The sequence below is a fragment of the Bacillus sp. FSL R5-0422 genome (assembly GCF_038610765.1).
GTDB lineage: Bacteria > Bacillota > Bacilli > Bacillales > Bacillaceae > Bacillus > Bacillus pumilus_O.
This window is the reverse complement of sequence record NZ_CP152014.1, coordinates 1,438,176-1,460,985: the sequence shown is the minus strand read 5'-3', so window position 1 is coordinate 1,460,985 and position 22,810 is coordinate 1,438,176. Positions and strand designations below refer to the sequence as shown.

23 protein-coding genes and 1 other annotated feature are annotated in these 22,810 nt (G+C 43.2%); all 23 genes read right to left on the bottom strand.

Annotated elements, in window-relative coordinates:
* Positions 1-4: 4 nt before the first annotated feature.
* The 23 genes from pyrF to MKX52_RS07230 all read right to left on the bottom strand — a co-directional run bounded on the left by pyrF (position 5) and on the right by MKX52_RS07230 (position 22,800).
* Positions 5-709, bottom strand: coding sequence for an orotidine-5'-phosphate decarboxylase (pyrF, locus tag MKX52_RS07340; RefSeq protein ID WP_216886772.1), 705 nt, complete (start codon positions 707-709; stop codon positions 5-7).
* On the bottom strand, positions 681-1,613 hold the full coding sequence (locus MKX52_RS07335; protein WP_342491733.1) for a dihydroorotate dehydrogenase: 933 nt from the start codon (positions 1,611-1,613) through the stop codon (positions 681-683). Before MKX52_RS07335 ends, pyrF begins: the two co-directional genes overlap by 29 nt.
* Positions 1,607-2,383 (bottom strand): dihydroorotate dehydrogenase electron transfer subunit, encoded by a 777-nt coding sequence (locus MKX52_RS07330; RefSeq protein WP_119124821.1) that lies wholly within the window; start codon positions 2,381-2,383, stop codon positions 1,607-1,609. The genes MKX52_RS07335 and MKX52_RS07330 overlap by 7 nt, the downstream gene beginning before the upstream one ends.
* Positions 2,380-5,595 (bottom strand): carbamoyl-phosphate synthase (glutamine-hydrolyzing) large subunit, encoded by a 3,216-nt coding sequence (gene carB / locus MKX52_RS07325; RefSeq protein WP_224925358.1) that lies wholly within the window; start codon positions 5,593-5,595, stop codon positions 2,380-2,382. Before carB ends, MKX52_RS07330 begins: the two co-directional genes overlap by 4 nt.
* Positions 5,580-6,674, bottom strand: a complete 1,095-nt coding sequence (locus MKX52_RS07320; RefSeq protein WP_144469887.1) for a carbamoyl phosphate synthase small subunit — start codon at positions 6,672-6,674, stop codon at positions 5,580-5,582. The genes carB and MKX52_RS07320 overlap by 16 nt, the downstream gene beginning before the upstream one ends.
* Positions 6,671-7,957 carry a dihydroorotase gene (locus MKX52_RS07315; protein ID WP_342491732.1) on the bottom strand — a complete coding sequence of 429 codons (1,287 nt, stop codon included), beginning with the start codon at positions 7,955-7,957 and terminating at the stop codon, positions 6,671-6,673. Before MKX52_RS07315 ends, MKX52_RS07320 begins: the two co-directional genes overlap by 4 nt.
* Positions 7,941-8,864 (bottom strand): aspartate carbamoyltransferase catalytic subunit, encoded by a 924-nt coding sequence (locus tag MKX52_RS07310; RefSeq protein WP_342491731.1) that lies wholly within the window; start codon positions 8,862-8,864, stop codon positions 7,941-7,943. Before MKX52_RS07310 ends, MKX52_RS07315 begins: the two co-directional genes overlap by 17 nt.
* A 129-nt stretch (positions 8,865-8,993) precedes the next feature.
* Positions 8,994-10,322, bottom strand: a complete 1,329-nt coding sequence (locus MKX52_RS07305; RefSeq protein WP_012009893.1) for a solute carrier family 23 protein — start codon at positions 10,320-10,322, stop codon at positions 8,994-8,996.
* Between the two features lie 154 nt (positions 10,323-10,476).
* Positions 10,477-11,019, bottom strand: coding sequence for a bifunctional pyr operon transcriptional regulator/uracil phosphoribosyltransferase PyrR (gene pyrR / locus MKX52_RS07300; RefSeq protein WP_012009892.1), 543 nt, complete (start codon positions 11,017-11,019; stop codon positions 10,477-10,479).
* Between the two features lie 170 nt (positions 11,020-11,189).
* Positions 11,190-12,104 (bottom strand): RluA family pseudouridine synthase, encoded by a 915-nt coding sequence (locus MKX52_RS07295; protein ID WP_119124816.1) that lies wholly within the window; start codon positions 12,102-12,104, stop codon positions 11,190-11,192.
* A complete protein-coding gene (lspA, locus tag MKX52_RS07290; protein ID WP_058014041.1) occupies positions 12,101-12,568 on the bottom strand; it encodes a signal peptidase II in 468 nt (155 codons plus the stop codon). Before lspA ends, MKX52_RS07295 begins: the two co-directional genes overlap by 4 nt.
* A 94-nt stretch (positions 12,569-12,662) precedes the next feature.
* Positions 12,663-13,037, bottom strand: a complete 375-nt coding sequence (locus MKX52_RS07285) for a hypothetical protein (RefSeq protein WP_012009889.1) — start codon at positions 13,035-13,037, stop codon at positions 12,663-12,665.
* Positions 13,038-13,197: 160 nt separating this feature from the next.
* The gene (gene ileS / locus MKX52_RS07280; RefSeq protein ID WP_342491730.1) at positions 13,198-15,963 is read right to left on the bottom strand and encodes an isoleucine--tRNA ligase; all 2,766 of its coding nucleotides are present in this window, start codon (positions 15,961-15,963) and stop codon (positions 13,198-13,200) included.
* A gap of 59 nt (positions 15,964-16,022) precedes the next feature.
* Positions 16,023-16,252 (bottom strand) — a binding site (T-box leader).
* Between the two features lie 61 nt (positions 16,253-16,313).
* Positions 16,314-16,808, bottom strand: a complete 495-nt coding sequence (locus tag MKX52_RS07275; protein WP_003211323.1) for a DivIVA domain-containing protein — start codon at positions 16,806-16,808, stop codon at positions 16,314-16,316.
* A gap of 26 nt (positions 16,809-16,834) precedes the next feature.
* Positions 16,835-17,611 (bottom strand): RNA-binding protein, encoded by a 777-nt coding sequence (locus MKX52_RS07270; RefSeq protein WP_342491729.1) that lies wholly within the window; start codon positions 17,609-17,611, stop codon positions 16,835-16,837.
* Positions 17,612-17,664: 53 nt separating this feature from the next.
* Positions 17,665-17,946: a YggT family protein gene (locus tag MKX52_RS07265; protein WP_119124812.1), complete on the bottom strand. Its 282-nt coding sequence runs from the start codon at positions 17,944-17,946 to the stop codon at positions 17,665-17,667.
* 6 nt (positions 17,947-17,952) lie between these two features.
* Entirely contained in the window at positions 17,953-18,411 is a 459-nt protein-coding gene (gene sepF / locus MKX52_RS07260; protein WP_342491728.1) for a cell division protein SepF, read from the bottom strand.
* A gap of 1 nt (position 18,412) precedes the next feature.
* Positions 18,413-19,102 carry a YggS family pyridoxal phosphate-dependent enzyme gene (locus MKX52_RS07255; RefSeq protein ID WP_144455967.1) on the bottom strand — a complete coding sequence of 230 codons (690 nt, stop codon included), beginning with the start codon at positions 19,100-19,102 and terminating at the stop codon, positions 18,413-18,415.
* Between the two features lie 6 nt (positions 19,103-19,108).
* Entirely contained in the window at positions 19,109-19,972 is an 864-nt protein-coding gene (gene pgeF / locus MKX52_RS07250) for a peptidoglycan editing factor PgeF (protein WP_144455965.1), read from the bottom strand.
* 212 nt (positions 19,973-20,184) lie between these two features.
* Positions 20,185-20,421, bottom strand: a complete 237-nt coding sequence (locus tag MKX52_RS07245; RefSeq protein WP_008344958.1) for a YlmC/YmxH family sporulation protein — start codon at positions 20,419-20,421, stop codon at positions 20,185-20,187.
* Positions 20,422-20,500: 79 nt separating this feature from the next.
* A complete protein-coding gene (locus MKX52_RS07240; protein WP_342491727.1) occupies positions 20,501-21,277 on the bottom strand; it encodes an ABC transporter ATP-binding protein in 777 nt (258 codons plus the stop codon).
* A gap of 129 nt (positions 21,278-21,406) precedes the next feature.
* On the bottom strand, positions 21,407-21,763 hold the full coding sequence (locus tag MKX52_RS07235; RefSeq protein ID WP_007499733.1) for a PTS glucitol/sorbitol transporter subunit IIA: 357 nt from the start codon (positions 21,761-21,763) through the stop codon (positions 21,407-21,409).
* Positions 21,764-21,789: 26 nt separating this feature from the next.
* Complete coding sequence (locus MKX52_RS07230) at positions 21,790-22,800, bottom strand: PTS glucitol/sorbitol transporter subunit IIB (RefSeq protein ID WP_012009881.1); 1,011 nt, start codon at positions 22,798-22,800, stop codon at positions 21,790-21,792.
* Between the last annotated feature and the right edge of the window lie 10 nt (positions 22,801-22,810).

Here is a 22,810-nt window from a genome sequence, read left to right as displayed (position 1 = left end):
GCAGTCACTCCCACTCTTTCAAAATTTGATGATAGGCTTCCAATGGTTTATCAGCTTTTGTGATTGACCTTCCGACAACAATTTGTGAAACTCCTTGCTTTTTTGCATAAGCAGGGGTCGCCACGCGCTTTTGATCATCGGTCTGATCATTTAGTAAACGAATCCCTGGCGTAACAGTGAGGAAGTCAGGTGAGATATGCTCATGAAGGGCTTTGGATTCATGAACAGAGCAAACAACACCGTCTAGTCCACTGTCATATGCCAAGTGCCCGTACCGGATGACAGTCTCTTGCAGCGAACGGTCTATAAGTAATTCGCTTCTCATCATGTCTTCTGACGTACTCGTCAGCTGAGTCACTGCAATAATGTCTGGACGTTTTTGTCCAGCAGGCGTTCCGCTTTCAAGCCCTTCTAACGCAGCTTGCATCATCTGTTTCCCGCCAGCAGCATGTACATTGACTAGATCAACGCCAAGTGCGGCAAGCCGGTTCATTGCTTTTTTCACCGTTGTTGGAATGTCATGTAATTTGAGATCGAGGAAAATGTGGCAATTTTTTTCTTTAAGCGCCTCAAGGATGACTGGCCCTTCTTGGTAAAACAGCTCCATGCCGACCTTCACAAATAATGGGGTCCCTTCAAAGGGTTCTAAAAAGGCGAGCGCCTCCTGTCCTGATGGAAAATCAAGCGCGATGATGGGCAAGTGCTTCATGTTTCCAGCTCCTTCCGATACATTCCTCTACAGATGAATACCCATAGGCTGCTAATACGTTTGGCAGTTCTTCAATGATTTCTGGGCAAATAAATGGGTTCACAAAATTGGCTGTGCCAACAGCTACTGCACTCGCACCTGCTAGTAAAAATTCAAGTACGTCTTCAGCATTTTGCACCCCGCCCATTCCGATAATCGGGATAGAAACCGCTTGACTGACCTCATGCACCATGCGTACAGCGACAGGTTTGATCGCAGGACCTGATAATCCGCCTGTTTTATTGGCAAGAATCGGTTTCCCTGTTTTTAGATCTAAACGCATACCGATTAACGTATTAATCATCGTGAGTCCATCTGCTCCAGCAGATTCAATCGCTTTCGCAATCTCCACAATATTAGCTACGTTAGGAGACAATTTGACATAGACAGGAACGGAGGAAACGTCCTTCACCGCTTTTGTCAATGCTGCTGCCATTTGAGGATCTGTCCCAAAGGCTATTCCGCCTGTTTTAACATTCGGACACGAGATATTCAGTTCAAGGGCATGGACATTTTTTGCTTGGCTGATCTGCTTCGCTACTTCTACATAATCATCGACCTGTGAGCCAGCCACGTTTGCAATAATAGGCGTATCAAACTGCTCAAGCCAAGGCAATTCATTTTCCAGCACACCTTTTAGGCCAGGATTTTGAAGACCGATGGCGTTGAGCATCCCGGCACCTGTCTCCGCTACCCTTGGTGTTGGGTTACCAAATCTTAGTTCTAGGGTTGTGGCTTTGATCATGATACTGCCAAGCACAGATAAGTCATATAATGAAGCAAATTCTCTCCCGAATCCAAAGCAACCTGATGCAGGGATAATCGGATTCTTTAAAGATAAGCCGGGTAACTCAACGTTTAGCATGACAATGCCACCTCCTCTGCTTTAAATACAGGTCCGTCCAGACAGACTTTGACGTACGCTTTTTCGTGCTGGTCTGTATGACAGACACAGGCAAAGCAAGCACCGATTCCGCAGCCCATTCGTTCTTCCATTGAAATGTAGACAGGCTTATCGGGATATGAGTCTTTTAGCGCTTTTAACATAGGAGTCGGCCCGCAAGAAAGCATGACATCAAAACTCAAATCATTCTCTTCAATGACATTTGTCACGAATCCCTTCGCGCCATATGTCCCGTCAACTGTTGCAATGAATGTATCTCCGAGTGCTTGGAATTTCTCCTCGTAAAATACATCCTTTTTCGATTGAAAGCCAAGGACATGCTTGACGATGACGCCTTTTTTCGTTAATCGCTTGGACAGCTCATATAAAGGCGGTACTCCAATTCCACCACCGACTAGTAACGCCGTCTGACCTGGCTGAACAACTGAAGGATCATATCCGTTGCCAAGCGGCCCTAATACATCGATGGATTCCCCATCTCGCTTTTGGGAAAGGAGCTTTGTGCCCTCTCCCTCTGCGCGATAAATGATGGTTGCTTCTTGTTTCTCGGCATGAATATTGGCAATACTGATCGGTCTTCTCAGCAGCGGTGTCATGGACTCGCTGACCTTGATATGAAGAAATTGTCCAGCCGTTTGAAAGGAGTCCACAAGGTCACCTTTTAATGTCATTTCGTAAATATGATCAGCGATCTCTCGATTTGAGACGACCGTCAAGTATGCTTTTTTCATATCGTTACTGTCACCTCAGCATTCGTTTTCACTTCTGGCATTTCGTCTGCTCTAAATGTCATACTTTCTAGTACTCTTAAAATGGCTTCTGCTGTATCTAGCGATGTTAAGCATGCTACGCCATTTTCAACAGCTTCACGTCTAATTCTAAAGCCGTCTCTTGCTGGCTGTTTTCCTTTTGTCAGAGTGTTGATGACAAATTGGGCTTCCCCGTTTCGAATGACATCGAGAAGGTTTTTGCCTTCTTCTCCTATTTTGCCGACAACACTTGATGGGATGGAAGCTTGTTTTAAGTAATTCGCCGTTCCCTCTGTCGCTAAAATATGGTAGCCGATTGAATGGAATCTTCTCGCAATCTCAAGTCCTTCTTCTTTATCCTTATTAGCAACTGTCAGAAGAACTGTCCCGTCTTTAGGAATTTGAATGCCTGATGCAATTAATCCTTTGTAAAGAGCTTTTTCGATTGTGACATCTTTCCCCATGACTTCACCTGTTGATTTCATTTCAGGTCCGAGTGTAATATCGACTCTTCTTAGTTTTGCAAAAGAGAAGACTGGAACTTTGACGTACACGCCTTCTTGCTCTGTGTGAAGTCCTTCTTCGTAGCCATAGTTTTTAAGTTTTTCTCCTAAAATCACTTTTGTCGCCAGGTTTGCCATCGGGATGCCCGTGATTTTACTTAAGAAAGGAACTGTCCGGCTTGAACGCGGGTTCACTTCAAGTACGAACACTTCACCTTTTGAGAGAACAAATTGAATGTTTAGTAGCCCAATGATGTTGAGTCCTTTTGCAAGCTTGATCGTGTATTCTGCGATCTTCGCTTTGATCTCTTCAGACAATGTTTGCGGCGGGTAAACCGCAATCGAGTCACCAGAGTGAACCCCAGCTCTTTCAATGTGTTCCATAATGCCTGGGATCACGACAGTTTCGCCATCAGACACGGCGTCTACTTCGATTTCTTTTCCTGTCAAATACTTGTCAATTAAGACTGGGTGCTGCGGATTGACTTTCACCGCATTCTCCATGTAGTGAAGAAGCTCGGCTTCTTGATAAACGATTTCCATTGCGCGACCGCCTAATACATAGGAAGGGCGGACAAGGACTGGGTAGCCGATCTGATTGGCAATCGCTACAGCTTCTGGCACTGACGTAGCTGTTTTCCCTTTAGGCTGCGGCACGCCAAGTGTTTCTAATGTTTGTTCAAACTTGTCTCGGTTTTCAGCTCGATCTAGGTCTTCAAGAGAAGTGCCGAGAATCTTCACTCCTCTATTTGATAGTTCGTCTGCTAGGTTGATGGCTGTTTGTCCGCCGAACTGGACAACGACTCCTTCAGGCTGCTCTAGATCAATAATGTGCATCACATCTTCTACAGTAAGTGGTTCAAAGTAGAGCTTGTCCGAAATACTAAAGTCTGTTGAGACCGTTTCAGGGTTGTTGTTAATAATGATTGCTTCATAACCTGCTTGTTTAATTGCCCACACAGAATGAACAGTCGCATAATCAAATTCTACTCCTTGCCCGATTCTGATAGGACCTGAGCCTAATACGATGACACTTTTCTTGTCTGTACGTTCTGATTCATTTTCATCTTCATATGTGCTGTAGAAATATGGCGTCTCTGATTCAAATTCAGCCGCACACGTATCTACCATTTTGTAAACAGGTACGATGCCCGTTTCTTGTCTTAGCGTGTAGACATCCGCTTCATTCATATTCCACTCGCGGCTAATATAGATGTCTGAGAAGCCTTTTTCTTTCGCTTCTTTTAATACGTCTGGATTGCCTTTGTTTTCTTTTAATGTCTTTTCAAAAGCGATGATGCCTTCCAGCTTATGAAGGAAGAAGTAATCAATTTTTGAGAATTCATGTATTTGTTCAACCGTATACCCTCTTCTAAGCGCCTCGGCGATATAGAATAATCGTTCGTCTCCCGCCTTGATAATCCGCTTTTCAAGCACTTCGTTTGTGATATCTGCTTCATCTTTTAATTCAATGTGATGCACATCAGCTTCAAGTGAACGGACAGCCTTTAGAAGCGACTCTTCTAACGTACGGCCGATCGCCATTACTTCACCCGTTGCTTTCATTTGTGTGCCAAGACGTCTGTTGGCAGATTCGAATTTATCAAACGGCCAGCGCGGAATTTTAGACACAATATAGTCAAGTGCCGGTTCGAAGGCGGCATAGGTTTTACCTGTGACTGGGTTCATCATTTCATCAAGCGTTAAGCCGACAGCAATTTTCGCTGCAAGTTTCGCAATTGGATAACCCGTTGCTTTCGACGCAAGTGCTGAAGAACGACTCACGCGCGGATTCACTTCAATGATATAGTATTGAAAGCTGTCTGGATCAATCGCCAGCTGTACGTTACATCCGCCTTCAATCCCAAGTGCACGGATCAGCTTGAGCGACACATTGCGAAGCAGCTGATATTCACGATCACTTAACGTTTGGCTTGGCGCCACAACGATACTGTCACCTGTGTGGATACCGACTGGATCAAAGTTTTCCATGTTACAAACAACGATTGCATGATCACCGCTATCACGCATGACTTCATATTCAATTTCTTTAAAGCCTGCAATACTTTTTTCAAGTAAGCATTGTGTGACTGGACTTAGCTTCAACCCGTTTTCGACGATTTCCTTTAGTTCTTGCTCGTTTGTACAAATTCCGCCGCCTGTTCCGCCTAATGTATAAGCTGGTCTCACAATGACTGGGAAACCGATTTGGTTCGTAAACGCCATCGCTTCTTCTAGGTTATGGATGATTTCACTTTCTGGTACAGGCTCATTTAGTTCATTCATCAAATTTCGGAATAGATCTCTGTCTTCTGCTTTTTGAATAGCTGACAGCTTTGTCCCTAATACTTCAACACCGCATTCAGCGAGTACGCCAAGATCTGATAATTCAACAGCTAGGTTCAATCCAGTTTGTCCGCCAAGTGTTGGCAAGATCGCATCAGGACGTTCTTTTCGAATGATGCGTGTTAAGAATTCTGGTGTCAGTGGTTCGATGTATACCTTATCGGCCATTTCTGTATCTGTCATGATCGTCGCAGGGTTCGAGTTCACAAGAACGACTTCATAGCCCTCTTCTTTTAGCGCTAAGCAAGCCTGTGTGCCTGCATAGTCAAACTCCGCTGCCTGACCAATGATGATTGGACCTGATCCGATCACTAAAATCTTTTTGATATCTACGCGTTTTGGCATACTTCTTCCCCTTCTTTCTCAGTTGTATGAATCATATCCATGAACTGGTCGAATAAGTAGTTCGCATCTTCTGGACCTGGTGATGCTTCTGGATGGTACTGGACAGTGAATGCTGGTGCTTCTTTATGTTTTAAACCTTCAATTGTATTGTCGTTTAGTGCGATATGTGTGACTTCGAGCACGTCCTCGTTAATGGCACTAACTGTGTAGCCATGGTTTTGAGATGTCAATGTCACCTTGCCGGTTGCTAGTTCTTTCACTGGATGATTTGAGCCTCTGTGACCGAATTTCATTTTTTCAGTACTTGCGCCGCATGCAAGCGCGAATAATTGATGTCCTAGGCAAATGCCAAAGAGTGGAACCTTTCCAATCAATTGCTGAATCATCTCAACTGCTTCTGGTACATCCACAGGATCCCCAGGGCCGTTTGAAAGCATGATTCCATCTGGCTTAAGCTGCAGTACTTCATCTGCCGTGATATTGTACGGCACCACAATGACATCACAGTCCCGTTTATTGAGTTCTCGCAAAATACCGTGCTTCATGCCGAAATCGACAAGGACAATTCTTTTTCCTCTTCCCGGGCTTGGATACGCATTTTTCACAGATACTTGGCTTACTTGATCTGTTGGCAGCTGCATCGTTTGAAGGCGGCTCACAACGTCTTCTACTTGTTCATCCGGTCCTGCAAAAGCTCCTCTTAATGTGCCTGCACTTCGAATCATGCGTGTCAGCTTGCGTGTATCTATTCCGCTAAGACCCGGGATGTTTTTCATTTTTAAATACTCATCAAGCGAGTATGCAGAGCGCCAGTTTGAGGGCTTTTCACAAAGTTCCTTCACAATCAACCCTTTTACAAACGGTGTGATCGATTCAAAATCATCACGATTAATGCCGTAGTTGCCGATAAGCGGGTAAGTGAGTGTGACAATTTGTCCGCAGTATGATGGATCAGACAAAATTTCTTGATAACCTGTCATCCCTGTATTAAAGACGACTTCACCGACTGATGATTCTAAGCTGCCAAAGCCTGTTCCTTCGAATACTGTTCCGTTTTCTAGCACTAAGCGTCTCTTCATTTTACTAGTCTCCCCTCTTCATACACGACTTTCCCAGATGCAAGTGTCATGACCGGCCATCCTGATACAGTCAATTTGTCAAACGGTGTATTTTGTCCTTTTGATAAGAAGCTTTTTTTATCGATAGCCATTTCTTTGTTTAAATCAATGAGTGTGATATCAGCGATTTGCCCTTTTTCCAGCTTTCCATAAGGAAGGGAGAAGGCCTCTGCTGGCTTGGTCGTCATATAATCAACGAGTTCTTTTAATGTCCATTCACCCGTTTTGACAAATCGTGTGTACAGAAGTGGGAACGCTGTTTCAAGCCCGACTATTCCAAAAGGTGCGCGCTGCATCGTTTCGTTCTTTTCTTCTTCTGTATGCGGTGCATGGTCTGTTGCGATGAAATCAATCGTTCCATCTAACAGCCCCTCAATTAGTGCCTCGCGATCCTCTTTTCCTCTGAGCGGTGGATTCATTTTATAGTTTGTGTCAAGACCTGGGATGTCGGCATCACATAAGAGCAGGTGATGCGGTGACACCTCTGCTGTCACGCGGATGCCTGCTTTTTTTGCATCGCGAACGACTCGCACAGATTCTTTCGTACTGATATGACATACATGATAATGACAGTTCGCTGCTTCTGCTAAAAGAACATCTCTTGCAATATGCACCGATTCACAAATGGACGGTATTCCGTTTAATTCATTTGCTTTTGAAAATTCTCCTTCATGGACGCATCCTCCGTAAATGAGCGAGTTATCTTCACAGTGTGCCACAATCGCTTGATCAAGACTTGCTGCCTTTTTCATCGCTTCGTACATCATGCCTGCTGTTTGGATGCCAACCCCGTCATCTGTGAAAGCGAAGGCGCCTGCTTCTTTCAGTGCTGCAAAGTCTGTCATCTCTTCCCCAATTTGTCTTGTTGTGATGGAGGCGTATGGCAGCACTCTGACAGAAGAGGTCTCTTCGATTCGATTCATGAGCCATTCCATTTGCTCTTTTGTATCTGGAACTGGGCGCGTATTCGGCATCGCTGCAATTGTTGTATAGCCGCCTCTTGCTGCCGCTTTAGAGCCTGTTTCAATCGTTTCCTTTTTCTCTCCGCCTGGCTCTCTTAAATGCACATGCAGATCAATTAATCCTGGTGAAACAAATAGCCCTTTAGCATCAATGACCTCTTCTCCGTCTTCTCTTTCTAAGTGACCAATCGCTTGAATCACTTCTCCTTCTACCCTAATATCCTGTTGCACTTTTTCACCTGTGCTTGTTAAGATAAAACCATTTTTAATGAGATACGACATAGACAGACTCTCTCCCTTTTTGATGTAGTTTGCTATTTTGAAAAGCTCTTTTTAATACTGCCATTCGGACATAAACACCATTTTCCATTTGCTTGAAAATTCGTGACTGTTTTGATTCTACGAGAGAATCATCTATCTCCACACCTCTGTTTACTGGTGCTGGATGCATAATAATGGCTCGTTCTTTCATGTTGTTTGCCCTGCTTACTGTTAATCCATAAGTCGATAAGTAATCTTCATTGCCCATTTTTTCCGTGTGTCGTTCATGCTGGATTCTAAGTAGCATCACCACATCAGATTGTTTAATGGCTTCGTCTACTTGGACATATATTCCGTGAGGATTTTGCTCATCTTGAAAGGAAGCAGGCCCTGAGAAAAGGACGGTCGCCCCCAGCCTTGAGAGCACTTCAGCATTCGACCTTGCCACCCTGCTGTGCTTGATGTCTCCATGAATTGAAATCGTTAAGCCCTCAAAGCCGCCAAACTCTTCATAGATGGTCATTAGGTCAAGTAGTGATTGGGTCGGGTGCTGCCCGCAGCCATCTCCAGCATTGATGATGGGAATCCCAACCTTCCCAATCAGCTCGTTGTAGTATTCATCTGTACTGTCTCTGATCACACAAGCTTTCACGCCGATGGATTCGAGCGTTTTTACCGTATCGTATAGTGTTTCGCCTTTTTGAACGGAGGTGCTTGCCGCATCTAAGCTCAGTACATTCATCCCCAGTTTCTTTTCAGCGACTTCGAAGCTAAATCGTGTTCTTGTACTTGGTTCAAAGAAGAGGTTTGCTACAAATTCTCCTGCTAAACCAAGTTCTTGCTTACCCTTTTTGAGAGCTGTTGCTTCTTCAATCAGCTGTAAAATCTCTTCTTTAGTTAAGCTACTCATTGTCGATAGATCATTCATTTTTCTTCCCCCTCTAGTTTTTCATCACTTTCAGGTTCAAAAAAACCCTAAGCCTCGGCAGCTTAGGGTTCTCCAAAAGAAGCAGCGGCACGTTCGTGCATTCTGCTCATTTTAGAACCCTTGTCAGCCTCACTGGACTTCTTTTAAAAGGTTTTCTGTATTCGATTCATTTGACTCGTCATCATCCGCTTTTGGCTGAGGCAGGATCAGGTTTAACAAGACACCTGTGATGGCAGCAAGTGCCATTCCAGATAGCGTGAGGTTGATTTGTTTCACCTCAATGAATGCCCCGCCAATTCCGATGACTAAGATGACTGATGCGATAATGAGATTACGTTTTTCTTCAAAATTCACTTTATGATCAATCAGAATTCTCAGACCGCTTGAGGCAATGATCCCAAAGAGCAGGAACGAAACGCCTCCCATGACCGCGGACGGCACTGTACTGATTAATGCTGAGATTTTTCCGACAAAGCCGAAGCAGATGGCAAAGACTGCTGCTCCTCCGATGACGAAGATACTGAACACTCTTGTAATGGCAAGGACGCCGATGTTCTCTCCATACGTTGTTGTCGGTGGTCCGCCAATGAGTGAAGCGAAGATTGTCGCCGCACTGTCTCCTAAAATGGAGCGATGAAGACCAGGTTTTTTAATGAAATCTTGCCCTACAACTTTACTTAACACCACTTGGTGGCCAATATGCTCAGACATTGTCACAAAGGCAACCGGCACCATCACAGTGAGAATGCTTAATGTCACAGCAGGTGTGTAATCGACAAATGGTACGACGAAGTCTGGTACAGCAAACCATTTTGCATCAATGACCGGCTGAAAATTCACAATGCCTTGTGTTAAGGCAAAGAGATAGCCGCTGATTATGCCAATTAATACTGGAATCAAGCTTAGGAAGCCTCTTAGGAAAATCATGCTGATAATCGTGACAGCCAGTGTGAAGCCGGCGACCGTTAAGTGTTTCAGGCTGTAAACAAGCTCAGTGGCATTTGGATCAACATACATCGCCATGTTAACAGCTGTTCCAGCGAGTCCAAGTCCGATGACCATAATGACCGGCCCTACGACGACCGGCGGCAGAAGTTTCATCAGCCAGCCTGTGCCGAGCCATTTTATAAATAATGCAATGAGTGCATAAGCGACACCCGCCATGAAGGCACCAACCATTGCGGCTCCAGGGCCGCCTGTTGCTTTGACATTCAGTATGGGGGCGATAAAAGCAAAGGACGATCCAAGATACGCCGGAATTTGACCTCTTGTGATGATTAAGTAAACAATCGTTCCAACACCGCTTGAAATGAGCGCGACGGCTGGACTCATATCGATGATTTTTGGTACTAGAATGGTCGCACCAAACATGGCAAACAAATGCTGAAGGCTAAGCGACAGCCATGTGAACGGTTTTGGGATATCTCGAATGCCTAAATTGGCTTTTTGCTGACTCATGATTTTTCCTCCTAGATGTGTCCTTTTTCATTAAAAAAGCCTCTTTGCAAGTATGCGCAAAGAGGCCTAGAAAAACCGTACACGTCTTGTTAACCGTGCTCAGTGTCTCTGTTATTGCCCTCTTTGCAAACTCTCTGGAATGCATTTAAAAAGGTTATTTTTCATATATAGCGACAAGGTCGTTTTGATCTACTTCATTCAGTTGAACCATCACTGTCTCTGCTTTTGATGTCGGAATGTTCTTCCCGATATAATCCGCTCGAATCGGCAGCTCACGGTGTCCCCGGTCGACGAGAACAGCAAGCTGAATGGAAGATGGTCTTCCTACATCCACTAGGGCATCCATGGCAGCTCTGACGGTTCTGCCTGTAAATAGGACATCATCCACGACAATTAGTGTTTTGTCATTAATGTCAGCTGGAATGTCTGCACCCTTCACAAGCGGGTCTTGGTTGTCTGTCTTTTTTGTCAGGTCATCACGGTATAGCGTAATATCAAGTTCACCCACTATGACTGGATTTCCTTCAATTTGCTCAATGCGCTCTGCAAGGCGCTTTGCAAGATGAATGCCTCTTGTCTTGATCCCCGCAAGGATGACATCTTTCATCCCTTTGTTGCGCTCAATCATTTCATGTGCAATTCGGGTCAGCGCTCGTCTGATTGCTTGTTCATCAAGAATGACTGCTTTTTGTTCCATCTTTTACACCTCTTTTTGACAAATAAAAAGCCCCTTCTGCAAAGGGCAGAGAGGGGCGTTCATTTGTGCATACACGTGCACAAATTGATCCGTTATCCTTCTCAGCCTCTCTGGACTGTTTTAAAGAATCTTGATTTCTTCGTTCATTATTTCAAAAAAAGAACGGCCTGTCAATCGTTATTTCTTAATGAATCGATAAAGCCCCGCATATCAGCAGGAACTGGTGCTGTGAACTCGATATATTCACCTGTTCTTGGATGATCAAATCCTAAAACACCTGCATGCAGCAGCTGACCATTGAAATCGACTGTCTTTCTCGGTCCATATTTCGGATCTCCTGCAAGCGGATAGCCGATATATTTCATATGAACACGAATCTGATGTGTTCTTCCTGTTTCAAGTCGGCACTCCACCAACGTGAAATCCTCAAAGCGTTCAATCACATCAAAGTGAGTGACGGCTTGTTTTGAACTTTCTTTTGTCACTGTCATGCTTTGGCGGTCTTTTTTGTCTCTGCCAATTGGGGCATCAATTGTACCTGTATCATGCTGGATAATGCCATGAACAACGGCTGTATATTTTCTTGTGACAGTCTTAGCCACAAGTTGATTGACGAGTGATTCATGCGCCATATCGTTTTTTGCGACCATTAACAGCCCAGACGTGTCTTTATCAATGCGGTGGACTATACCAGGACGCATCACTCCATTAATCCCTGATAAATCTGTGCAATGGGCCATTAGACCATTTACTAGTGTTCCTGACACATGACCTGGCGCTGGATGAACGACCATTCCTCGTGGTTTATTCACTACGAGCACATCTGCATCTTCATAATAAATATCAAGATCCATTGCTTCTGCTTCTACATCTAGTGCTTCTGGTTCTGGAATCTCGACTTTAATTTGATCTCCAGCTTGTACTTTGTAATTGGCTTTCACTTGCTTCCCATTTACCTCGATCAGCCCATCTTTTACCCACTGCTGGACCTGGGTTCTTGACCATTCTGGTTCTGTCGTGCTTAGAAATTTATCAAGCCGTTCACTTGTTTGTTCTTCTGAAACGGCAATATTTACTTGATTCATGTAGTTGACTCCTTCGTTTTCTTTCCATCTAACAGCATTTGAATGAAGAGCAGAATAACTCCTACACATAGAGAAGAATCTGCAATATTAAAGATTGGATAGTGATAATTCCCAAAGACGAAATGAGCAAAATCTACCACTTCCTGACGGAAAATGCGGTCGATAAAGTTCCCAATCGCTCCGCCAAGCATTAAGGCAAGTGCAACTCCAAGCAGCTTGTCCTTTTGTCCATGCTTTTGCAAATAATAAACAATTCCCGCAATAACAACGAGTGTGATCACATAGAAAAACCACATTTGTCCTTGGAGAATTCCCCATGCGGCGCCTGAATTTCGGTGAGACGTGATATAAAAGAAGCCATCAATCACTGGATAAGAATCTCCGAGCATCATATTTTTGACAATGAGCCATTTTGTTAATTGATCTAAACAAATCATCACGAATGCGATTATGTAATAGAACACACACGTTCCTCCACTTTCATACTTTGATCTTTAAGCATTTTATCAAGAAAACAGGGAGGAGTAAAGAAACTTTAGTTGACAGACAAAAACCTCCCTACATGTGGAAGGCTTCAAAATGAGAATCATCTGATTCATGAGGATAAGGAGTGAATGCTTTTTTCTCGTATTGCTTATGATATAAAAAGTCGTCAACTGTCCGGGCGGTAGGAAGAATACTCATTTGTTCAAGCGGAATGACATCACCTGTTGCCTCACAAATACCATAGGTTCCTTGCTCAATTTTTGCAATAGCGAGAGACACATCTTGAAGTTCTTCTTTGATGTGGTAAAGAAGCGTGGCCGTTTGAACCTCGTTCATTGAGACATGCTCAGCGGGTGAACGAAATGATGTGTATTCAAACAGTTTAGCTTGCAGCTCTTCTTTCATTTGAAGGAGTTCCGTGTAAATCGTCTCTAGGTCGCCAATCATGTCGCTATTTCAACTCCTGCCCTGTCGTGATAATCATATTGTTGCCCTGGGTGTCCACTTTAAAGCCATAAGATTTTTCCTTTCGTTCTAAACGCTGTCATTTTCACAAAAAAGAAAACGCCCCGCATATGGCGGGGCGCTAGTTGGTCTTATCACACTGTTAATTCTGGTAATATTTTTCCACGATTTCAGCATTTTTCAGTGACAATGTTGGGTATTTCGGATTTGCACCAACATCTTTAGAAATAATACGAGAACGTTCGCATAGTTCTCCTTCTGCTTTTTGAACCACAATTCTTCCTGAAGTGTATTCAGGTGCGGATGTGTCAGCATTTTGCGCATCTTCTACCGTTAATTCAGAGATGATAAAGAGCTGTTTCACATCTTCTTTAATGGATGCAAGAAGGTTTTTCACTTCTTCTGTCGCATAAAGGGTCACACTTGCTTCAAGAGAACGTCCGATCACTTTCTCATTACGCGCAATTTCGAGCGCTTTTAGCACATCGTCACGCACTTCCATAAAGCGGTCAAACTTCGCTTCTGTTGCTTCCGCTTGAGAAACCGCCACACCTTCTGGCATATCTGTTAATTGAACACTTGGCTCTTCAACAAAGCTTAAGTGGCTCCATAATTCATCTGCTGTATGCGGAAGAATTGGTGCAGTCAGCTTCACTAACGCCATCAATGTTTCGTAGAAGACCGTCTGCATGCTGCGGCGGTCTGGATGATCCGCATGCTCAATGTACACGACATCCTTTGCAAAGTCGAGATAGAAAGAGCTTAGCTCAATTGTACAGAAATTGTGAATCGCATGATACACGACTGCAAATTCGTAATCATCATAAGCCTTTTTCACTTTCTCAATCAATTTGTTTAATTTGATCAAGATATATTGATCCACTTCGCGAAGCTCTTCTACAGGTACTGCATTGACCGCTGGATCGAAGTCAAATAGGTTACCATGCAGGAAGCGGAACGTGTTACGGATTTTACGATAAACTTCTGCTACTTGTTTTAAGATATCATCAGACACCGGGTGATCGGCTTGATAGTTGACAGAAGATACCCAAAGTCTCAGAATCTCCGCCCCAAGCTGCTTCGCTACCTTTGTTGGGTCAATTGTATTGCCTAATGATTTACTCATCTTGCGTCCTTCTTTATCAAGCGTAAAGCCGTGGCTCAGAACACCTTTATACGGTGCTTTTCCAGTGACCGCAACTGCTGTTGATAAGGAAGAGTTAAACCAGCCGCGATATTGGTCAGATCCTTCAAGGTAAAGGTCTGCCGGACGAACAAGGTCATCTCTTTCTTCTAAAACGGCTTGGTGAGAAGAACCGGAATCAAACCATACATCCATGATGTCCTGCTCTTTTGTGAATTCACCGTTTGGACTGCCTGGATGTGTAAAGCCTTCTGGCAATAGTTCTTTCGCTTCTTTTTCAAACCAAATATTAGAGCCATGTTCTCTAAATAATTGAGAGACATGCTGAATGGTTTCGTCCGTGATGATTGGCTCACCATTTTCAGCATAAAAGACCGGAATTGGAACGCCCCAGACACGCTGTCTTGAAATACACCAGTCGCCTCTGTCACGCACCATATTGAAAAGGCGTGTCTCGCCCCATGCTGGCACCCATTTCGTTTCTTTAATATTTTCTAGAAGCGCTTCTCTGAAGTCTTTAATCGAAGCAAACCACTGAGCGGTTGCACGATAAATCGTTGGCTTTTTCGTTCTCCAATCATGCGGGTAAGAGTGCGTGATAAAGTCGAGCTTTTTCAGCGCGCCTTTTGCTTCAAGCTGTTCTGTGATAGCTTTATTCGCATCTTCGTAGAATAGTCCTTCAAAACCAGGCGCTTCTTCTGTCATGACACCTTTTTCGTCTACTGGACATAGTACGTCTAGACCGTACTTCATGCTGACAATAAAGTCATCTTCCCCGTGACCTGGCGCTGTATGAACACAGCCTGTACCTGCATCTGTTGTCACGTGATCACCAAGCATCACAAGTGAATCTCTACCATAAATCGGATGCTCTGCAACGACGTTGTCTAATTCTTTTCCTTTTAATGTTTTCACAACTTCATACTCTTCAAAACCAAGCGTTTTTGCCACTTGTTCAACGAGTTCAGATGCAACAACATATCGCTCAGCACCCACTTGAAGAACGCTGTACTCTAGGTTTGGATGAACACAAATACCAAGGTTTGCAGGAAGTGTCCAAGGTGTTGTTGTCCAGATGATGAATTGTTCGTCGTTTTCAAGTACGCCTTTTCCACCTTTCACTTTAAATGAAACGTAAATGGATGGTGAACGTTTGTCTTTATATTCAATTTCCGCTTCAGCAAGAGCTGACTCACTTGAAGGAGACCAGTTAACTGGTTTTAACCCTTTGTAAATATAGCCTCTCTTCGCCATTTCACCGAAGACAAGAATTTGCTGCGCTTCGTATTCAGGCTTTAATGTGACATATGGATTGTCCCAGTCTGCTCTGACGCCTAATCGCTTAAACTGATTGCGCTGTCCTTCGATTTGCTTCCAAGCATACTCCTCGCATAATTTACGGAATTCAGCTGTAGACATTTCTTTGCGTTTGACTTTTTTATTTTTTGTGAGTGCTGTTTCAATTGGTAAGCCATGTGTATCCCAGCCCGGTACGTACGGTGCGTGGAACCCATTCATTGATTTAAAACGGACAATAAAATCTTTTAGAATTTTATTGAGGGCGTGCCCCATATGAATATCACCATTCGCATATGGAGGTCCATCATGCAAAATAAAGGTCGGGCGTCCTTTTGTCCGCTCTAAAACCATTTGATAGATGTCTTTTTCTGCCCACTCCTCTTGGATTTCAGGCTCTTTGTTCGGCAAGTTCCCTCTCATAGGGAATTCTGTTTTCGGCATTAATAAGGTGTCTTTGTAGTTCATACCCATTCCTCCATATGCAAATTCTGATTAAAAAACAATAAAAAAAGCCCTCTCATCCCATAAGGGACGAGAAGGCTTGTCTCGCGGTACCACCCTTTTAGACAAGCGTTAATGCCGCTTATCCACTCTAAAATCGTAACGTGATCAGACGCCTTTTCTTACTGGTCATTTCAGAAAAGGAACTAAAGGGGTGATCTCATTGCAGCGTCTCGTAATGTCAGGCTTCCACCATCCCTGATTCGCTTAATTACGTATATGACAACTGCGAGTGTCCCTTTCAAACGTTTATCTCTTGTTAATTTATGATGGTATTATATGCAACATGAGCGTGTCATGTCAAGATGATGCGCTTATTCTTTTTCGTCAAAGACAGCGTCAACTTCATATTCCAGTAAATGATCCCAATCGTCATTTTTTAGAAGATCAAGCTGAGCTTCGATGAGCATTTGGAAGCGAGTTCTAAAGACTTTTGACTGCTTCTTCAGCTCTTCGATTTCCATCGCAATCTTTCTTGATTTAGATAGCGCTTCGTTGATAATACGATCTGCATTTTTCTCTGCTTCACGAATGATCAATTTCGCTTCTTTATCAGAATGACGTTTGACGTCTTCTGCTGCTTCCTGCGCCACAAGAATTGATTTGTTTAACGTTTCTTCAATTGTTGCAAAATGACCTAGTCTTTCGTCAAGCTCGTTTACTTTTTCTTCGAGTTCATTCTTTTTGCGAAGCACGATTTCGTAATCTTTACGTACTTGGCTTAAAAACTCATTTACTTCATCTTCGTCATAGCCACGAAAGCTTTTTGTGAACGTTTTATTATGAATATCATTAGGTGTTAATGGCAACCTCGCCACCTCCAGATTCAAGTTCGTTATGTCAGAAGCTCAAATGTTACTTTAAATTTATCTTTTTTGGTCTTCCCATCAATCGTTTTGAGGCTAAAGCGGCCAAATCCCCTGACAGAGAGCTGATCGCCTTCGCCAATTGTAAAGGAAGGGTCCTCAGTGACTTTCCAGTTAACTTTAACAAGCCCACTTTTGACCAAAAGTTGTGCCTTTTGCCGAGATTGACGGCTGATTGCAGCACATACCGCATCAAGCCGCAGTGAAGAAATCGTATCTTCTTTGATGTCAGTCTTACTGATAACCGACTTTAAATCTGCCTGCGTGATTTCCTCTAATGATACGGAGGCTCTGCCGACATGCGTCAGCTGCGCCCGTACAAAATCAGCAACATCACTCGTACAAATAAACTGCACATCTTCCTCTGAAAATAACAGATCTCCAAATTTTTGACGCTTCAAGCCTGTCCCAATCAGTGAACCAAGGAGCTTCGGATGTTCTAGCGAAATAAACTTTTTCGCATAGTTCACTTGAAAATAAGACAGCTCAGCATCCTGAGTAGCCGGTTCTAAATATTCAGGATAAATGAGCGCTCTTTTCCGCTCCGCGCCTTCATACCCGCCAAAAAACATGATTCCAAGCTCATCAGCATGCTGGATGACGGACTGGGTAATAAACTGCTCCCGCGGATCAAGAAAGTCTGTTAATTTCATTCGATATTGGTCAAGTGCGATTTTTTTCCAGCCTAACACTTGGTCAACAAATGGCTGTTCGTCTTTTCTAAAATGTTGATAAATATCGCTCATTTTGTTCCCCTCTTATGTAAAAGAGCCTGGCAGTGCCAAGCCCGGCAGCCTGTCTACATGAAGCGTGCAATCATATTGTAAAGACCAGTTAGTCCGTATAATGATGCAAAACGAATCACAAGCAATGCCACAATTGGCGAAATGTCAATCATGCCAATTGGCGGAATAATTTTACGAAATGGTTCTAAATACGGTTCACAAATATTTGTCAGAAAGCGCCCAATTGCTGTTTCTCTTGCAGATGGCACCCATGACATGAAGATGTAAATAATAATCGCGAACGAGTAAATCGTTAATACAGTTTGCAAAAACTGGAAAATGTAATATAGAATCACTATGATTTACCACCTCTGAGGTTCTCCCTCTGTCAGAAGTTCTGATATTGTGCCAGATACATCCACATTATCAGGTGTGCAGAGGAATATATTCGAGCCAATGCGCTGGATGTCTCCACCGATTGCATAAACAGTTCCGCTTAAGAAGTCGATGATTCGCTTTGCTTGATCGTGCTGAATGCGCTGCAAATTGACGACGACTGCACGTCTGTTTTTAATATGGTCTGCAATCTCCTGCGCTTCTGCATAAACACGCGGCTCACTTAACACCACTTTAGAGGATTTCTGCACGCTTTGCAAGCTGACGACATTTTGTTTCCCAGTCTGCGGACGCTCTTGAAATGCCGCTTTGTCTTTCGTTCCTTTTTCTTCTTGGACTGGTTCTCTTTCTTCATCAATATATTCGTACTCATACTCTTCATCGTCGAGAGTGAAAAAGCTTTTAAACTTATTTTTTATGCTCATGTCACGCACCTCCTGTTTCATTTCCAACAAGTGAAGAGCCAATCCGAACGAATGTCGCACCTTCTTCAATTGCGATTTCAAAATCATTTGACATGCCCATCGATAAATGCTGACAAGGTGCATTTACTTGGTTAAGATGTTTTACTTCTTCTTGAAGGTTTTTTAATGTTTTAAAGCAGTTTCGTATCACAGTATGATCATCTGTAAATGGAGCCATCGTCATCAGTCCAGCAATTTCAATCTTTTTGAAATCAGCGAGCTGCTTCACAAATGGAATCACGTCTTCACTTTGCAGGCCGTGCTTTGACTCCTCCAGCGATGTATTCACTTGTACAAAACAGCGAACCGTGTGATCCGCTCTTTTTTCAATTTCATTCGCAAGTGAGATCCTATCGAGCGAATGTAAGTAGTCAATGGTCTGAATGACAGATTTTACTTTTCGTGTTTGTAGACTACCGATGAAGTGCCAGCTAATGCTTTCATCGGTTATAGATGCTTGTTTTTCAAGTAACCCTTGGTCACGATTTTCACCAAAATGCAAAATTCCTGCTTCTTTGGCTTCTTGTGCTCGTTCAATTGAGACATATTTTGTGACAGCGACGACGGATACATCGTCTGGGTTTCGACCGGCTCTTTTACATGCTTCGTTTATTTGTTCATTTATTTGTCTGAGATTCTCTCGTACATTCAATTGCTCTTATGCCTCCTTAAACCCGACAAAAGACATCATACGTCCTGTTTTTCCTTGATCACGCCGGTGTGAGAAGAATAGCTGATCATTGCAGCTTGTGCACATCGAACTGACATGTATGTTTTCTTCTTTCATCCCTGCATGAAGCAATACGTTTTTGTTTAATGTTTTTAAGTCTAATTTATATTGTCCTTGTGATATCTCGGAATACACATCCTCTGTAGAAAAGGGAAGCTGTTTCACTTGATTTAAGACTACATCATCCACTATGTAGCAGCAATTGCCAATGGATGGTCCAATGACGACTTGTATTTGATCGATCTTAGCACCTTCTTGGTTGACCCATAGATCTACCATCTTTGCACCAATTTGCTTGACGGTTCCTTTCCATCCGGCATGGGCTGTTCCGATGAGGCCATGTTGCGGAGCTAGAAAATAAAGCGGAACACAATCGGCGAAACAAAGAGCGAGCATGATGTTCGGTTCAGACGTGTATAATCCGTCAGTTCTAGGCAGTGCCTCATGATAATGAAGACTTCCTCTTCCTCTTTGCTCCTTGGTGACTTTCTTGATGCGGTCCTCGTGTGTTTGGTCTGCAAACACCCAATCAGAGAGCGGCACAGCAGTAGCATCTGCTATGACTTGACGATTCATTTGGACACTAGAAGCATCATCTCCTACATGGAGTCCAGTGTTCAATGATTGATATGGAGAAAGGCTGAAGCCGCCATTTTTTGTCGTAAATCCGGCCAATACCTCTTTACCAGAACATGTCATGTTCGTCCAATCATGAATCATCATTGCATCAGGTGATTTCTGCTGAAAGGGGTCATAATTGTGTGTCAAAGCTGCCTCCCACCTTTCATTCATCTCTCTTTATATCGCTCCTATTTTACCACAAGACATGCGTAGACAGTTAGTGGGATTCATTAAATATTACACTCAAATGTGCCCTTTCTACAGGTTTTTTTGCAAATTGATATGAAAACGTAATCTTTTTACCCGAAAAAGACATTGTTTGCTGAGAATGGAGAGCTTTTGTTAAGGATTATTAAATGATTCATTGAGGAGTTATACGAATTTTAGGAAGATAATCGGACAAGTATCACATCTTCGCCAATTTTTACTATATTTCGCCACGGCACAATCATTTCCTCTTCTTTTCCGAAAAATCCCATCATTTTACCTGTTCCGCCGATAATGATTGCTTGTATTTTACCGCTCGTCACATTGATATCAATGTCCCCAATGGTGCCTAGTTTTTTTCCGCTTGACACATCGACAACATCCTTGATTTGGAATTCAGAAATACTGATCATCTGTCCTTCCCCGCCTTTCGTTTTCTACTATAATATGTATGATGGAAAAGCAGGGACGCAGACCAATAGTTTCTTTTATCTACAATTTACTTAAGTGAGGACGGCCATTTCTCCACATCACATCTACCGCACATTCAAAGAAGGAAGAAAGCAAATCGCTTGTCATCATCTCTTTTGTTTTCCCTTGATCAAAAACAGATCCATTTTTTAATAATAAAGTGTGCTGAAAAACGGGCAAAATCTCTTCTGCATGATGGGTCGTGTAAAGCATCGTAGGCGCATCAGGCTTTGATGCAATGAATGAGATGGTCTCTAGCACCTGTTCTCTTGCTAAAAAATCAAGACCCGTCACAGGCTCATCTAAAATCAGGAGCTTAGGATCATTCATTAAAGCTCTCGCAATCAGGACTTTCTGCTTTTCTCCTTGTGAGAGTGTTTCATATGTCCGGTTCGCATATTTGAACGAACCAAATGCTTTTAATAGATCAATGGCTTTTTCTCTTATCTCATCTGTCGGGGTTTCGTAGAGTCCAATGGAGGCAAATGCCCCGCTGAGCACAATTTCAAATGCATTATCGTCTCTGTGCAGTTTCTTTTCAAGTCCTGCAGAAATGAGGCCAATTTTCTTCCTGAGCTTTTCGCCAAGAGCCTCCTTGCCAAAGACATGCCCCAGCACGGTCATCTCACCTGATGTAGGGAAATAATATGAGCAGAGCATATTTAATAAAGCGGTTTTCCCCGCACCATTTAAACCGTAAAGCACCCAGTTCTCCTCTTTGTTCACCTGCCAGTCAACAGACTGAAGCAACCATTTTCCATTTCGTTTTAAAGAAACATTCTTTAATTCAAGTGACACCATCATTTCCTCCTGATTAAAAATTCTGAATAAACAAATAATGAATGTTTACAGCATACCGCAATTGATCTTTCTGGTAAACCTCATATAAAAAAGCTGCTCCTTTTGAGGAACAGCTTTTCTTTATCGTTACGAAATTTCAATTCGTACGCCTTCTTTTATATCAGGAAACGTGTGCGGAGATGCAAAGACAGCTCCCGGTAAAACATCATCAAACGGCTCTTGGAAGTAGATCGAAATATGGCCGAGTTCTTTAAAATTGTCATTTGCTTTATTGCCGAGAGCTGTAATCGTGTACGTTTGATCTCCCACTTGAATGGTACCGCCCAGTTTCAAAGGCTCTTCTTCTAAGTGTTCGAACTCGTGAATGACGGACATATCTCTTAATTCCTGCGGCGCTGCGGGTCCAAATAAAACAATCAGCTTATCTTCTTTAAATTGCGGGACTAAGATCCCGATTTCTTTTACGACAGATTGTGTAACCATGTATCTCGATTCCTCCTTTAATACGTTTAATACATACCGAAGCTGGCAGCGTATGCGATCACAACAGATAGAACCCCTGTAATGAGACGGCTATACAAAACAGCTGGTACTCCATATTGTACCGTTTCCGGCTTCGCTTCACCAAGTGATAGCCCAACTGGAATGAAATCACACCCTACTTGACCGTTGATGGCAAATAGTGCAGGAAGTGCAAATTGAGGCGGGATATTCCCTAGTGCAATTTGACTACCAATGAGAACACCGATGACTTGTGCAATGACTGCACCAGGTCCTAAGACAGGTGATAGGAATGGCAATGTACAGACCACAACGAGTAGTAAGAGTCCCCATATAGATCCTGCCAGTGGTGATAGAAAATGGGCAATCAAGTCACCAATTTTTGTATAATTGATAATTCCAATTAACATACTGACAAATGCCATGAATGGAATAATGTTTTTCAAAAGCATATCAACGGAATCACGACCAGCCTGATAGAACGTACCGGTAACTTTCCCAATTCCTCTTGAGAACCTCATCAGGAAATTCCCTTTTTCCTGACGCTCGAGATTTTCCTCTTTCAGTTTTGAATAGGTTTCTTTGAAATTCTCTTTGTCAATCGGCTCACTGTTATCCTGACCTTCTACTTTTGCCTCACCACTTGATGCATCCGCAAAGGAAATATCTTTTTCTGTGACGCCTGATACGAAGATATCCTCTGTAATATGTTTTGCAAGCGGTCCAGAAGGAGAGGATGCCAAAACATCTACAGTTGGAATGCGCTTCATTGGATAAAGTCCGATTCGCGCGGTTCCTCCGCAGTCAATGACAACACACATCATTTCATCTTCTGGTATCGAGTTTTTAAAGCCATCACATGCTTCTGTCCCTGTCATTTCTGCAATTTTACGTGCAACTGGGTGAATGCCTCCCCCTGTAATGGAAACAACCTTTCTTCTTTTACCGGTTGGTTCAAGCTCCAAGCCTTGGCCCCATCCGCCAGCACCTTTTGCTACAAATACTTTGTGGTTTGTCATGTCTAACCCT